Annotated in this window: 15 protein-coding genes and 1 other RNA gene; 14 read left to right on the top strand and 2 right to left on the bottom strand. The window is 41.5% G+C overall.

All coding sequences use genetic code 11. The features are described from left to right. Positions 1–18 precede the first annotated feature (18 nt). Complete coding sequence (locus tag HB679_RS03145; protein WP_214070476.1) at positions 19–2,181, top strand: ATP-binding protein; 2,163 nt, start codon at positions 19–21, stop codon at positions 2,179–2,181. On the opposite strand, the gene HB679_RS03140 is transcribed toward HB679_RS03145, so the two are convergent. Continuing rightward, positions 2,149–3,504, bottom strand: coding sequence for a GH1 family beta-glucosidase (locus HB679_RS03140; protein ID WP_214070475.1), 1,356 nt, complete (start codon positions 3,502–3,504; stop codon positions 2,149–2,151). The two genes, HB679_RS03145 and HB679_RS03140, sit on opposite strands and share 33 nt — an antisense overlap. 287 nt (positions 3,505–3,791) lie before the next feature. On the opposite strand from HB679_RS03140, the gene HB679_RS03135 reads away from it, so the two are divergent. The 8 genes from HB679_RS03135 (at position 3,792) to HB679_RS03100 (ending at position 9,022) form a co-directional block, all read left to right on the top strand. Continuing rightward, on the top strand, positions 3,792–4,355 hold the full coding sequence (locus tag HB679_RS03135) for an isoprenylcysteine carboxylmethyltransferase family protein (RefSeq protein ID WP_214070474.1): 564 nt from the start codon (positions 3,792–3,794) through the stop codon (positions 4,353–4,355). A gap of 6 nt (positions 4,356–4,361) precedes the next feature. Then, the gene (locus HB679_RS03130; protein WP_214070473.1) at positions 4,362–4,817 is read left to right on the top strand and encodes a DinB family protein; all 456 of its coding nucleotides are present in this window, start codon (positions 4,362–4,364) and stop codon (positions 4,815–4,817) included. A gap of 68 nt (positions 4,818–4,885) precedes the next feature. Next, positions 4,886–5,290: a hypothetical protein gene (locus HB679_RS03125; RefSeq protein ID WP_214070472.1), complete on the top strand. Its 405-nt coding sequence runs from the start codon at positions 4,886–4,888 to the stop codon at positions 5,288–5,290. 1 nt (position 5,291) lies between these two features. Beyond that, positions 5,292–5,936: an SCO family protein gene (locus HB679_RS03120; RefSeq protein ID WP_214070471.1), complete on the top strand. Its 645-nt coding sequence runs from the start codon at positions 5,292–5,294 to the stop codon at positions 5,934–5,936. Further along, positions 5,933–6,352: a cytochrome c gene (locus tag HB679_RS03115; protein WP_214070470.1), complete on the top strand. Its 420-nt coding sequence runs from the start codon at positions 5,933–5,935 to the stop codon at positions 6,350–6,352. Before HB679_RS03120 ends, HB679_RS03115 begins: the two co-directional genes overlap by 4 nt. Before the next feature lie 122 nt (positions 6,353–6,474). Beyond that, positions 6,475–6,865: RNase P RNA component class A (gene rnpB, locus HB679_RS03110), an RNA gene on the top strand. 84 nt (positions 6,866–6,949) lie between these two features. After that, entirely contained in the window at positions 6,950–7,429 is a 480-nt protein-coding gene (locus HB679_RS03105) for a DUF4488 domain-containing protein (RefSeq protein WP_214070469.1), read from the top strand. A 216-nt stretch (positions 7,430–7,645) separates the two neighbouring features. Continuing rightward, positions 7,646–9,022 carry a sigma-54 dependent transcriptional regulator gene (locus HB679_RS03100; RefSeq protein ID WP_214070468.1) on the top strand — a complete coding sequence of 459 codons (1,377 nt, stop codon included), beginning with the start codon at positions 7,646–7,648 and terminating at the stop codon, positions 9,020–9,022. Positions 9,023–9,190: 168 nt separating this feature from the next. Here HB679_RS03100 and HB679_RS03095 read toward each other — a convergent pair whose 3' ends face one another. Beyond that, a complete protein-coding gene (locus HB679_RS03095) occupies positions 9,191–9,685 on the bottom strand; it encodes an SHOCT domain-containing protein (protein ID WP_214070467.1) in 495 nt (164 codons plus the stop codon). A 101-nt stretch (positions 9,686–9,786) separates the two neighbouring features. Here HB679_RS03095 and HB679_RS03090 point away from each other — a divergent pair, with 101 nt between their 5' ends. The 5 genes from HB679_RS03090 to HB679_RS03070 all read left to right on the top strand — a co-directional run bounded on the left by HB679_RS03090 (position 9,787) and on the right by HB679_RS03070 (position 14,632). Next, positions 9,787–10,326, top strand: a complete 540-nt coding sequence (locus HB679_RS03090; protein ID WP_214070466.1) for a zinc ribbon domain-containing protein — start codon at positions 9,787–9,789, stop codon at positions 10,324–10,326. Beyond that, positions 10,319–11,101, top strand: a complete 783-nt coding sequence (locus HB679_RS03085) for a CPBP family glutamic-type intramembrane protease (RefSeq protein WP_214070465.1) — start codon at positions 10,319–10,321, stop codon at positions 11,099–11,101. The genes HB679_RS03090 and HB679_RS03085 overlap by 8 nt, the downstream gene beginning before the upstream one ends. Before the next feature lie 140 nt (positions 11,102–11,241). Beyond that, positions 11,242–13,029, top strand: a complete 1,788-nt coding sequence (lepA, locus tag HB679_RS03080) for a translation elongation factor 4 (protein WP_214070464.1) — start codon at positions 11,242–11,244, stop codon at positions 13,027–13,029. 15 nt (positions 13,030–13,044) lie between these two features. Continuing rightward, a complete protein-coding gene (locus tag HB679_RS03075; protein ID WP_214070463.1) occupies positions 13,045–13,725 on the top strand; it encodes a hypothetical protein in 681 nt (226 codons plus the stop codon). 25 nt (positions 13,726–13,750) lie between these two features. Next, positions 13,751–14,632: a tetrahydrofolate dehydrogenase/cyclohydrolase catalytic domain-containing protein gene (locus HB679_RS03070; RefSeq protein WP_214070462.1), complete on the top strand. Its 882-nt coding sequence runs from the start codon at positions 13,751–13,753 to the stop codon at positions 14,630–14,632. Positions 14,633–14,754: the final 122 nt, after the last annotated feature.

Genomic DNA, 14,754 nt, shown 5'->3' with positions numbered 1-14,754 from the left:
AATGGCTCTAATACCGCCTTGAGTGCTATATTTGTGATAACTTTTTTGATGAAAGTATTGATCTGCCGTAAAAACCATTCGATCCTGTGGTATGCTCATAACCTATTGTTATTGAGCTGTATTTTATTGGCAACCTTTTCCTGCAAAAAGAAAAACAACCGGGTAGGTAATTCGGATGAATTTTTGCGGCTACGTGCACATATAGATACGCTTTTTGGTACTAACCGTGTAAATCAGGGTATGCATGAAATGGAATACTTTGTCAAACACTCCAAAGATCTAACGCTTGAGGACAGGTATGCTTCCTATGGATATCGTTATTTCTATTTTCATCGAGCTTTAGGTGATCATAAGAGAGCATTACTTTATGCGGATACTATGTTAAGCATAGCTAATGAAAGCATTAATAACCCACAGCAATACCAACATTTATTTATAGACGCTCAAATGGCTTTGGGCGATACTTATTTCAATTTAGGGCAATACAGCACCGCTTATCAGCACTTGTTTCAAGGTTATTTGGTTGGTAAGAACAGCTTAAACCATACAGCATTATCAGAGTACATGTACCGTATGGGCATGATTACCTACAAAATGGCTAATTACAAACTGGCCAAAGAATATTTTTTGAGAAGCTATATTTATTACAATATCGTACCGACAGATTTTGTAAACTATTACCATGTACAAGAGCTATTAGATAACATAGCGCTGAGCTATAAGCACAGCAACATGCTGGATAGCGCAATTGTCTATTTCGATCAATCATTGAGCTTCATCAATAAATATGGGCCGCAATTTAAGGACCGGCTAAAAATGATGGAGATAGCACAAGGTGTTGTTTATGGTAATAAAGCCGAGATCTATATCCTAAAAAAAGATGATGAACAAGCCATCGGTTTGCTAAAGAAGAGTATCAAAATTAATCTGCAAAAAGATTACGACAATGCCGATGCGGAGTTAAGCGAAATTAAACTGGCTCAGATTTATGACGACCATCATCGCGATGCTGAACTATTTGCTTTGTTAACCGATATTGGCGAACAGTTAAAAACGACTAAGAACCCGGATGTGGAAGCTGATTGGAACAGATTGATGGGTCACTATTATTTGCGTAAAAAGGACCTGTCCAGGACCGTTGCCTTTATGCAGGATTATAATACCGTAAAAGACTCGAACATCGCCCGTTTTAACCAACTTAAAGAAAGCGAGATTGATAAACAATTTGACACGTACGAAAAACAGCAACAAATAGACGAGTTAAGTAACAATAACAAGATACAACGCATTTTACTGGTAGTGATTTTGATTTTCGCGGCGATGGCGCTTGTCATTATTCTATTGGTATACCGTAACTGGCGAAGATCAAAAAGCGATGTACAAACCGTAAAGACGCTTAATCAGCAAATCAACGAGCAAAACATAGAATTAGGCAAGGCGCTAAGCGAGCTAAAATTAAGCGACCAGGAAAAAGACAGAATACTACGCACAGTTGCACACGATTTGAGGAATCCAATTGGTGGCATAGCGTCTCTCACCGATTTAATGGTTGATGAAGGTTATAACGAAGAGCAAAAAGATCTGATCAAACTGGTAAAAGAAACTTCACATAACTCGCTGGAGCTGATCAACGAGATTCTGGAGGCCACTAACATCACCTCGATAGAAATAAATCCGGAGCTGGTAGAGATTAACGCATTGGTGAATACCTGCGTGGAATTGTTGCGTTTCAAGGCAGCAGAGAAAGCACAGAAGATATTCTTTGAGCCTTTGCATACCCCTCAGCAATTAATGATCAGCCGCGAAAAGATCTGGCGCGTAATTAATAACCTGATTAGTAATGCAGTTAAGTTTAGCCCAACCGGCGCGCCCATTTTTGTAAAGATTGCCACAGAAAACAACCAGGTAATTATTTCTGTGCTGGATAATGGCATAGGCATCCCCGACCAATTGAAGGATCAGGTGTTTAACATGTTCACTACGGCTCAGCGCCCGGGAACTTTGGGCGAAAAATCTTTTGGATTAGGGTTATCTATCTGTAAACAGATCATCGAAAAATCGCATGGAAAGATCTGGTTTGAAAGTAGCAATCGGGGCACTGTATTCTACATCAGTTTGCCTTTGCCCGACAGAGATGCTCAATCAGAATCACCGCAGCAAGTTAGCGTACCACAAGCCTGAGGCTTTTACAATACGCTCCTGCGTTTCAAAATTCACGTAGATAATACCAAAGCGAGGATTATAACCCTCGGCCCACTCAAAATTATCTGTAAGCGTCCAGATAAAATAACCATTAACCTTACTGCCTTCGTTTTTAGCTTTAAGCACCTGTTGTAAAAACTGTTGCAGGTATTCGGTACGTTTAGGGTCGTTCACCCGGTTTTCAACTACTTCGTCTTTAAAAGCGGCACCGCTTTCCGTTAGGTATATTTTTTTTATCTGCGGATATTGATCGTACTTTTTTAGAATGTGGTAAATGGATTCGGGGTAAACCTCCCACTTCATAGCAGTTATGGGCACATTCCGACGCTCGGCCTTAACCAGGCTGGCGTGGATGTACGGCGTAAAGAAGGAGTGCTTTACGATTTCGCGGGTATAGTTTTGTATGCCGATAAAGTCAAAATCAAATTTAACTTTCTCCATATCGCCCGGCAAAATATGCTTCTCCATTCCTTTTAGCACCGGCAGGTCATCCGCAGGATACCCTAAACCTAATATCGGTTCAATATACATGCGGTTAAGTAAAGTATCTACCCTCAATGCAGCAGCAACATCTTTAGGTTTATTACTATAAGGCTCTACATATGAGCATGAAAACGTGGTGCCTATTTCCACCTTTGGCAACATTTTTCTTAAAATACGGCCACCCTCTGCCATGCACAAAACAGCATGATGTATAGCCGGTAAAAAATTCCGTATACCTTTGCGCCCCGGGGCGTGTATCCCCAAAAAATAGCCTGCGCCGGTAAAAACAGCTGGTTCGTTCATCACCATCCAATGTTTTACCAGGTCGCCAAAGGCGTCGGCACAAACAGCAACGTATTCGCTAAACCAGTCAACCACATCACGGTTTGTCCAGCCGCCTTTCGCCTCGAGCACGTGCGGGATATCCCAGTGATATAGGGTGATCCATGGTTCGATACCATTATCCAGGCAGTATTGAATTACTTTACGATAATAGTTGATACCCGCCTGGTTAACCTTGCCGGTACCATCGGGCAATATGCGCGACCATGCTATCGAGAACCTGAAATTTGGAATATTTAATTGTTTGATGAGATCGATATCGGTTTGATAACGATTGTAAAAATCGGTTGCTGTGTAATGATGGTGACCGTGTAAGATCTTGCCTTTTTTGGTAGCAAAAACGTCCCAGATGGATTCACCTTTCCCGTCGACATCAAATGCACCTTCAATCTGCACGGCGGCAGTTGACACCCCCCATATAAAATCCTCGCCGAAAAGCTGTTTACTTAGCGGTGTATTCTGAGTATTAGATTCCATTAAATTGAGCTACGCGACGCCCAAATTGTATATTAAAATTGTATAAAAGAAACTATAGCGAAAATAAATTAATGAATGAATGACGATCCGATACTTTTAAGTATGATCCACTCACGCAAGCTGTTGAATAAATTGCCGATGAATTTCATAATTATTTGCTTTTGTTTGATACTAAGGTAGCCAGGTAGTGTGTGTTTAGCATATCGCTAACATTATCTTATTGTTAACTAATACAATAACCGCCAAGTACAAATATTGTTTAAATTAGCCCTGTTTATCAAGCAGCTATGCACCTATCCTATTACACCATTGCCCAAGTATTTGGCATTTCAGAAATATTATTACTCATCGCCAAACGATCAAAGAAAAGCGGCACTAAAAGCCAATCCGACAAAAGCTCATTAATTACGCTGTGGGTAATAATTACAGGAAGTATTACCATAAGTAGTTATGCCGTCATAGCCGGCATAGGTCAATTAAATCGTACCAACCTGGCAATGGATATAGGCGTTGCTGTGGCGATGATAGGTTTCATCATCCGCTGGACGGCTATTTTACAATTAGGAAAAATGTTCACGGTTGATGTTGCTATTACCAGCAGTCATCAATTAAAAACAGATGGATTATACAAGCTGGTACGCCATCCCAGTTACCTGGGGCTATTGCTCATTATTTGGAGCATTGCTATTTGCGAGCATAATATTGTGGGCTATGCAGTAATGATTATACCGAATTTTCTGGCACTAAGTTACCGTATCAATGTAGAAGAAAAAGCACTGACAGCCGAATTTGGCCAGCAATACATCGACTATAAAAAAAATACCGCCCGTTTAATTCCGGGGATATATTGAGTTATAATGAAAGACTATTTTTTGAGAATGTTTGGCTATGATTTATATGCCAATCAAGAAATGTTAACCGCAATACGCGGACTTAACAATCCCGAAAAACCCGTACAACTGCTTGGCCATTTACTGGCTGCCCAACAACGCTGGTTAAGGCGTTGTAAGAATGAAAGCGATGCCGATGTGATCATCTTCCCAAAAACCGAAACCGTGCGGTTTGAAGAATTAATAGCGGCAAACAATCGGGAATGGGTGGCGTTTTTAAATGGTTTGACTGAAGAAGATATGAATCGGGCTATCACTTACCAAACATCTAACGGTGCCCCATTTACCAATACTATTACAGAAGTTGTAACCCAGGTTATTAATCATGGCACGCATCATAGAGCACAGATTGGTCAGCAGTTAAAATATGCAGGTATGGAAACTTTACCGCTTATTGATTATATATTTTACATCCGCCAATAATTTAACCTACGGATTACACAAAACAGCCTGTTTAATGTAATTTTGCAGGCATCATAACCAAACACTTTATGAAGAAGATATTTCTGTTAGCATTTGCTGCTATAGCATTTGCCGCCTGTAATGATTCAAAGAACGACGAGAAAACTGTTTTGAACGATGTGATTAAAATACATGACACCGTAATGGCGCATAGCGACCAGTTAATGCACGACAAAATGAAGCTGGATACCTTGCTTAAAACCGCCGATGACACCGCCAAAACCAAGATTAGCCTTCTAATTAGCAAGCTTAATAATGCCGACGGCCAGATGGAAGATTTTATGCAGAAGTTTGATCCGGAGCAGAAAGGTAAATCGCACGATTATATGATGAACTATTTGACCGCACAAAAGATCCGTATCCATGCTGTTGATTCTATGATCAACTCGTCAGTAAAAGAATCAAGCGAATATTTGAAACATCTAAAGAAATAACATGAAGATATTGATTGGTGCAGCGGCCCTGTTATTTTTAGCAAGCGCCTGTAAGTTTAACGCTGCGCAAAATACCACTTTGCCCATTTATGGCAATCGTACCCCGGTAACAAACACAGTAGCTGGTAAAACCACAACAGATACCTTATATCAAACCATTCCCGATTTTAAAACTGTTAACCAATATGGCGACAGCATCAGTAGTAAAAACCTGAAAGGTCAGATCTATGTGGCCGACTTTTTCTTTACCACCTGCCCCTCTATCTGCCCTGTAATGGCCAAGAATATGCTGGATGTATATAACGCTTATAAAAACGACAAGGACGTAAAAATCATTTCTTATACCATCGACCCCAAACATGACAGTGTTAATGTATTAAAAAAATATGCGGATAAATTAGGCGTTGCGGGCAATACCTGGTGGTTTTTGCAAGGCAAAAAAGAAGAGATCTACAAATTGTCAGAAAGCTACCTGGTGCGCAAGCCCGAAGAGGACGCCAAGCAAATGTTTATTCACGATGGTTATTTTATTTTGATTGACAAGCAAAAACGCATCCGCGGTACCTATGATGGCACCGTGCCTGATCAGGTAACTCACCTTATTGCCGACATTAAAACACTAAAAGCGGAGTCCGGCCAGAAATGAAAATCAAGGTAATAAGCGTTTTATGTGTGCTGCTGGCCATACTCATTTACTCGTGCCAGAACGAAGACGACATTACTTTTAAACGCTATTACACCACAGGCAGCCTGGTTTACCAGTCGCATTGCCAAAACTGCCATGGTAACGACGGGCTGGGCCTATCGGCACTGATGCCTCCACTAACGGACACCGCTTTTCTGAGGAAAAATAAAACTTCGCTAGCCTGCTTTATCAAGTATGGATTGAAAGACAAGATACTTATCGTCGACAAAAGATCATACGATAACGATATGCCGCTCACCGACCTCGCTCCCATTGAAATTGCAGAAGTGTTGACTTATGTAGCCAACTCTTTTGGTAATAATCAGGGCTTGATTACCTCGCAAAAGGTCGAGGCTGATTTGGCCGAGTGTAAATAGACCATCTGTCATTGCGAGCGTAGCGTGGCAATCGCACGCGTTCCTTTTCTCCTTGCGATTGCCACGCTACGCTCGCAATGACAACAATTGAGTAACTTCCCGTCTAAAACCTTACCTTTACTCCTGCAAAACGTTCTATCGCTGCCCCGGCTTTTGTTGGGGCGGAGGAAAGTCCGGGCAACGCAGAGCATCCTGCTTCCTAACGGGAAGGCGCCGGCAGCCGGCGACAGCAAGTGCCACAGAGAATATACCGCCTCGCTTGCGGGGTAAGGGTGAAAACGTGAGGTAAGAGCTCACGGCTTTTCCGGGCGACCGGGATTGCGGTAAACCTCAGGAGTTGAAAAACCAAATAGGTCCCGAATGCGAAGCTGCTCGCTTCCGTCCCGATTTATCGGGGCATCGGGATGGGTAGGTTGCTTAAGCCTGTTGGCAACAGCAGGACCAGATTAATGATAGAAATCGTTCGCCTTCGGGCGGACGAAACAGAACCCGGCTTACAGATTTGCTGCTGTAAAAAAACGTCTCTTCTTAGGAAGGGGCGTTTTTTTGTTTTAGGCTTCGCTGTTTATATATTTGTTAAACCAATTAACCTCGCCTATGAAAGTAATCCTAAAGGCTGCCGCTTTACTCATATGTTTCCACTTTTGTGCATCAGGCGTATTTGCGCAAACTAACGAGAAAGCTTTTTACGGCAGTTGGGAGCTTGATCAATCAGCCTACTATGGTCGGCAAGAGCCGCCTACCCGTTACACCAAGATCTTTAACGCCGACCACACTTTTGCCAACCTGCAAACGCAAGCCGGCAAAACCTTCACCTCGCACAGCGGAAAATACCAGGTAAATAACGACGACTATTATACAGAAAGAGCCTTATACGTTAAAGAAGGGATGAGCTTCGTATTCAAAGACAAAGACGTTATTATCCACTACCATTTTAGTGATGATAAAAAATGGCTCACATTCAGTTTCACTGTTCAAAACGGCACCGCTTTTACTGAACGCTGGCGAAGATCAGACCAGGCCTATGCCGATAACAGCAATTTAAGTCAGAAAAAAATTAACCCAACCACAAGATAGTAAGCGGCATTCTTATATTTTCATCCCCCCTGCTCACGCCTAACCAATAATCTCCAACCTCTAATCGTTAATCTTCTATCCCCGCCAACCCATCTTTTCCACAATTGATAAAAAATCAATCATCAGCAAAACAAGTAGCACTAAAAAGTGTTTAGTTTCCTATACAATACCCTATATTAGTTAACGTTATTACAAGCATCCTATCTAAACATTATAATGGCTAAAATTTTAATTATTGACGACGAGCGGGCTATCCGTAATACCCTGCGCGAAATATTGGAATATGAAGACTACGAAGTTGAAGATGTAGACAACGGTATTGACGGCTTAGAGCTGATCGCCAATAACGACTACGATCTTGTACTTTGCGATATAAAAATGAGCCGTATGGACGGCATGGAGGTGCTTACCGAAGGTTTGGTTATCAAACCCGATCTGCCTTTTATCATGATATCGGGTCATGGCACAGTAGAGACCGCGGTTGAAGCCAGCAAGAAAGGCGCTTTCGACTTTATTTCTAAACCACCCGATCTGAACCGGCTACTGATCACCGTTCGTAACGCGCTTGATCGTGGTAGTTTGGTGGTTGAGACCAAGGTACTGAAACGCAAGGTATCGAAAGTTAGACCTATTTTGGGCGAATCTAACGGCGTAGCCAAGATCAAAGAAACTATAGACCGCGTAGCACCTACTGATGCCCGCGTACTCATTACCGGTGCCAATGGTAGTGGTAAAGAACTGGTAGCCCGTTGGTTGCACGAAAAATCGAATAGAGCTAACGCTCCTCTTATAGAGGTTAACTGTGCGGCTATCCCGTCGGAACTAATTGAGAGTGAATTATTTGGCCACGAAAAGGGTTCGTTTACTTCAGCTATTAAGCAGCGTATCGGTAAATTCGAGTCGGCTTCTGGTGGTACTTTGTTTATGGATGAGATTGGCGATATGAGCCTTTCTGCCCAGGCCAAAGTATTACGTGCCTTACAAGAAAACAAGATAACCCGCGTAGGCGGCGAGAAAGAGATAGATGTTGATGTACGCGTAGTAGCGGCAACCAACAAAGATCTGCTAAAAGAAATTGAAGCCGGTAACTTCCGGATGGACCTTTACCACAGGCTGAGCGTTATCCTGATCCATGTGCCCTCATTAACCGAGCGTAGAGACGATATTAGTCTGCTTACACAAAGCTTTCTGGAGGAGATTTGCAGCGATTACGGCATGCCGGTTAAAAAGATCTCTGAAGGTGCACTGGAAGCCTTAAAAGCCCTGCCGTGGACGGGTAATATCCGCGAACTACGTAACATGGTGGAGCGTTTAATTATTTTGAGCGACAAGACTATTACCGAAGAGGATGTAAAGGCATTTGCCAATCCATCTGCACCGGTTGCTGCAGAAGCACAAGCTGCTGCCCCACAAACCGATTTTAACCAGTTTAAAAACTTCCAGGATTATAAAGATTTTGCCGAGCGAGAATACATTAAATTCAAACTGGAAAAAAACAACTGGAACGTATCTAAAACTGCAGATGACATTGATATACAACGCAGTCACCTATACAGTAAAATTGAGAAATACGGCTTAAAACGCGGCGAGTGACACGATTGAAGAATTAAACACGATTGAAGGATTGTTAAGATTATCAGGATTTAAGATTAATCAGATTCTCCAATTATACCGAAAAGATAAAAGCCCCATCAGCCAAGCTGATGGGGCTTTTTATATAATATTAAGAATCTTATATAATCTTAAAATCCTGCAATCGTGTCATTCGCCCAATAGTTTCTTTTTCTGCGCTTCGTATTCGGCTTTGGTAATGGCACCCGAATCCATCAGCGCTTTGAGTTTTTTGATCTCGTCGGCTACCGAACCGGCACCTGTGGGAGATGCAGTGTCGCTTTTGCAGGGTTTTACTTCGCAGGCGTCAATAGCATCGTCAATAAAAACGGTGTAGCGCATCGGTCCCCCCGCGTTCACGCTAAACATATACTTATCAATGCCGCTAACCGTTGTTTTGCGCATGCTTTTAATAACGGCACCTCCGTTGGCAAACTGTTTGGGTAAAGTACGCACCGATCGTGGGTTTGGTATAATGCCATGATCTTCAAAATACATAAATGAGCCATCGGATTTAGTGCCATGACCCAGCCTCAAGGTATCGCCCACATGGTAGGTTATTCCATTAGACGCTTTGTATTCGGTGATCTGCGCCTTGCTTAGAAACGGAATGCAAAGCACAGCGAAAAATAATATTTTTTTCATGGGATGATAATTAATTAACCAAGATATCTAATAAAATTAAAGATTCTTTTTCCGATTTCAATCAAAATATTTATTATTACTTATCTAAAACCGATATTGCTATGGACGCCTCTCCTTCTATTACTGTTGCACCAAACGTTTGCGCTGTATGCTCAAAAAACGTTGATATTAACGACTCATTCTGTGATAACTGCGGATATCCTTTAAAAGGATCTGAAATGGATCAGCAAACTTTCGTAGTTACCCGCAATAACCACGAAATTGACCTGAATGAATCCCTGAAAAAAGTAAAAATGGCAAGCAACACTTTGTATTGGATTGCGGGAGCTACGGCCTTATTTGGCATTTTTAGTTATTTTATTACTGATGATCCGGCAACAAAAATAAGTTTGCTCATTGTTAATTTTATTTTGGCTGCGGTGTACCTGGGATTGGGTATCTGGAGTAAAAAGAAACCTTTTGCGGGCATTGTGTCGGGCTTTTCATTATATATATTGGTGATTATTCTAAATACTATAAATGATCCTGCCACTATTGCTAAAGGCCTTTTTATAAAAATAATTTTTATCGGTTATTTTATAAAAGGTATAAAATCTGCTCTTGAAGCAGAGCGGATTAAAAAAGAGCTGAATATTGAATAATCCTGCGATCGAAAATAGCATCGCAGATCAAAAAAACTGTAGCGCTTGCAATGAAGTGTTAGCCGCGGACAGCAGGTTTTGTAAATATTGCGGCGCTGACCAGGTACGTGAACATATTGTTTTAGGTAACCAAAGGTGGGTTGCAATTAAACAGGCTGCGTTATTTTATTTGTTCGATATAGCGCTTTGTTGCCTTGCTTTATTTGTACCGGCTTTTAAAACATTTGGATGGTCTGTACTATTTGACACCCTGCTTGCTGTAGTTGCAGTGGCCTTTTTTAGTTTAGATTGGAAAAACAATAAATCAATTTTAGCTTGGCGCAATTTTTCTGTGACCAGGCTTTTAAGTTATATCATATTGGCTGTTGCAGGGTCATTATTTGTAAGCTACACTATTGGGTGGTTAAATCAAACCCTTTTTTCAAAGCAATTATCTTATTATTGGCTTTATTCAAATCTGAGTTATGGTAAAGTAATTATGGTGATTTTTGTAGCCATAATGCCCGCCTTATTCGAAGAACTGGCTTACCGGGGATACCTGCTTCAGAAATTACTTTTTATAACCGAAAATAAACAGGCTATTTTCATATCCGCTTTTTTGTTTTCAATAATGCACATGAGTCTTATCTCGATAATTTGGTTAATTCCTTTTGCATTGTTATTAGGTTATGTTCGGGTTAAAGAAAACACACTATGGTATGGTGTTGTAATGCACTTCAGTTTCAATTTAACTGTATGTTTAATTGAGTTTCACCAAATGGCCCATCTAGCCTGACAAAACATGGCTGCCGGATTACTATTAGTTTAACCGTCCCTCAAATGCCTGCTTGTTACGGCGCCTATGCGCTTATAGACAAAAACTAAGATAGGAAACCATACAAATTTATCGCCTAAAAAACCTATTTTTGCGCCTGAATGAAGCACATACGCAATTTTTGTATTATAGCACATATTGACCACGGTAAGAGTACTCTTGCCGATAGGTTATTAGAGTATACCAACACCATTACCCAACGAGAAAGCCAGGCACAATTGCTTGACGACATGGACCTGGAGCGCGAGCGTGGTATCACCATAAAAAGCCACGCCATACAAATGGATTATGAGCTTGACGGTCAGAAATATGTACTAAACCTGATAGACACTCCCGGCCACGTAGATTTCTCGTACGAAGTATCACGCTCAATAGCGGCCTGCGAAGGCGCTTTATTGATTGTAGATGCAGCACAAGGCATCCAGGCACAAACTATATCTAACCTTTATTTAGCTTTAGAGAACGACCTGGAAATTATTCCGGTACTGAATAAAATGGACCTACCGGGTGCTATGCCAGAAGAGGTAAAGGACCAGATAGTTGAGCTGATTGGCTGCAAGCGCGAAGATATCTTAGCTGCATCAGGCAAAACCGGCATGGGTGTACATGATATTTTACGTGCCATTATAGAGCGTGTACCCGCTCCCGTTGGCGATCCGGATGCGCCATTACAAGCCTTGATCTTTGACTCGGTTTATAACTCGTTTCGTGGTATTGTGGCTTATTTTAAAGTGGTAAACGGCGAGATCCGTAAAGGCGATAAAGTAAAATTCTTTGCTACCGAAAAGCAGTATATTGCCGAGGAAGTCGGCACTTTAAAATTAAAGCAATTACCCAAAGACGTCATTAAAACCGGCGATGTGGGTTATATTATATCAGGTATTAAAGAATCGCGCGAGGTTAAAGTCGGCGATACCATAACCACTATTACCCGCCCTTGCGAAAGCGGCATACAGGGTTTTGAAGAGGTTAAACCAATGGTATTTGCGGGGATCTACCCGGTTGATACCGACGATTTTGAAGAACTACGCGAATCAATGGCTAAGCTGCAATTGAATGATGCATCTTTAGTTTTTGAACCGGAATCGTCTGCCGCTTTAGGCTTTGGTTTCCGTTGCGGTTTCCTGGGCATGCTGCACATGGAAATCATCCAGGAGCGCTTAGAGCGCGAGTTTAACATGACGGTGATTACTACCGTGCCCAACGTGTCTTACCTGGCTTACTCAACCAGAGGCGATGAAATCATCGTAAATAACCCGTCTGACTTACCCGACCCAAGTAAAATTGACCGTGTTGAAGAGCCTTATATTAAAGCAACTATCATTACCAAGTCTGAATTTGTTGGGCCGGTGATGTCGCTTTGTATCCAGAAACGCGGTTTTATTAAAAATCAATCCTACCTGACCTCAGATCGTGTAGAATTAATCTTTGAGATGCCGATGGGCGAGATTGTATTTGACTTTTACGATAAGCTAAAGACCATATCAAAAGGCTATGCATCGTTTGATTATCACCAGATAGGTTATCGCCCAAGTGATTTGGTACGTTTAGATATCAAACTAAACTCTGAGCCGGTTGACGCTTTATCATCATTGATTTTCAGAGGTAACTCATACGATTTTGGCAAAAAGATCTGCGAAAAGCTGAAAGAGCTTTTACCGCGCCAGCAGTTCGAGATTATTATCCAGGCTTCTATCGGCGCCAAGATCATCGCCCGCGAAACCGTAAAAGCCATGCGTAAAGACGTTACCGCCAAATGTTATGGTGGTGATATATCGCGTAAACGTAAACTATTAGAGAAACAAAAAGCCGGCAAAAAACGCATGCGCCAGGTGGGTAACGTAGAGATACCACAAAGCGCGTTTATGGCGGTGTTGAAATTAGATTAGACCGGAGAGAAATTTATGTCTGATAAAACACTTAAAATATCATCAGGATTACTATCTCTTGCTCTTTTAGTAACATTAATTTTCAAGTTGCAGAATGTGCCCGGAGGGATGATTCTGTCCGGACTTTTCTTAGGGTTAATGATCATAGTTGGCATTTTATTAGCCTGCATACCTGTTGCCTCACTTCTAAAATTCGTCTTTAAGAAAAACTCCTTTTTAACCCTCTATTCAATTTCGACTGTTGTAGCTTTTTTGTACTTTCATTACACGTTGTACTCTCCAACTTTAAAGTTAATTGTTCCCATAGGTTATAAAGGACAGGTCAACTTGGTTTTATCAAATGTAACTGATAATATATTGGTTTTGGATACCAACGGTATAGGTTATATAAATGAATGGACATTTAACCATACCTATTCCATTCCACAAGTTTACTATTCAAACGGTATAAACATAAATAATCTTTGCGTGGGATTTAATCCATCCACTTTTTGGGGCGGGGGGAAAACATGTTGCATGAGCGGACGAGAGATACAGTCATTATCTTTTGAAATTGTTTCAAAAGATAAAATCGGCCAAAAGTCATACGATAACAAAGATTTGACATTGCTTGTAAACAAGAAATTAGCTACGCTTTTAAAACCAGATCAATATACAAAAATACAAACCGATTCGGCAAAAGTACAAACCAAATAGGTCATTGGCCCTTACAACATTGCATATGCAGCTCTTAGACGGAAAATACGTATCAGAAAAACTTAAAGTTGAAATAGCCGAAGAAGCGGCTAAGATCTTAGCAACTACCGGCCGCAAGCCTCATTTGGTGGCAGTATTGGTTGGCCATGACGGCGGCAGCGAAACTTATGTAGCCAGCAAGATCAAAAACTGCGAGAACGTTGGTTTTAAATCAAGCCTGGTACGTTATGAAGATACGGTTACTGAGGCTGAGCTATTGAAAAAAGTGGAAGAGCTGAATGCTGATGCGGATATCGACGGCATCATTGTACAGCTTCCCCTGCCGAAACATATCGACCCCGAGAAGGTAACTGAGCGTATCGATTATCGTAAAGACGTTGACGGCTTCCACCCTATTAACCTGGGCCGCATGCAGCGTAATTTGCCTTCATTTATTCCGGCTACACCTTATGGCATTACTTTAATGTTGAAAGAATACGGCGTGGAGACTGCAGGTAAACATTGCGTAGTAGTTGGACGCAGTAACATTGTAGGCTCGCCTATGAGTATCCTGATGGCGCGTAACACCACTCCGGGCAACTGTACGGTAACCATTTGCCATAGCCGCACTCCTGATATCAAAAAGTTTACTTTGGATGCTGACATCTTGATTGTAGCCATTGGCAAGAAAAATTTTATTACTGCCGACATGGTGAAAGATGGCGTGGTAGTTATAGATGTGGGCATGAACCGCGAAACTTCAACCACAACCAAATCAGGCTTTAAATTATACGGCGATGTCGATTTCGAAAACGTGGCGCCAAAATCGTCGTTCATTACCCCGGTACCCGGTGGTGTTGGTTTAATGACGATTATCGGGTTATTAAGGAATACTTTAGCTTCGGCTAAGAAAGAAGTATACATTTAGTTAGAATCAAGAAACAAGAGCTAAGAATCAAGATAAATTGAGGTTCAACCTGTCTTGGTTCTTGATTCTTGTCTCCCTCTCTACTACTCAAGTAACCAACCCTACCCGGTAGTTCCAAGAGC

Source organism: Mucilaginibacter sp. dw_454 (genome assembly GCF_018449775.1).
In the GTDB taxonomy this organism is placed as follows: domain Bacteria; phylum Bacteroidota; class Bacteroidia; order Sphingobacteriales; family Sphingobacteriaceae; genus Mucilaginibacter.
This window is presented reverse-complemented; position numbering and strand designations above follow the sequence as displayed.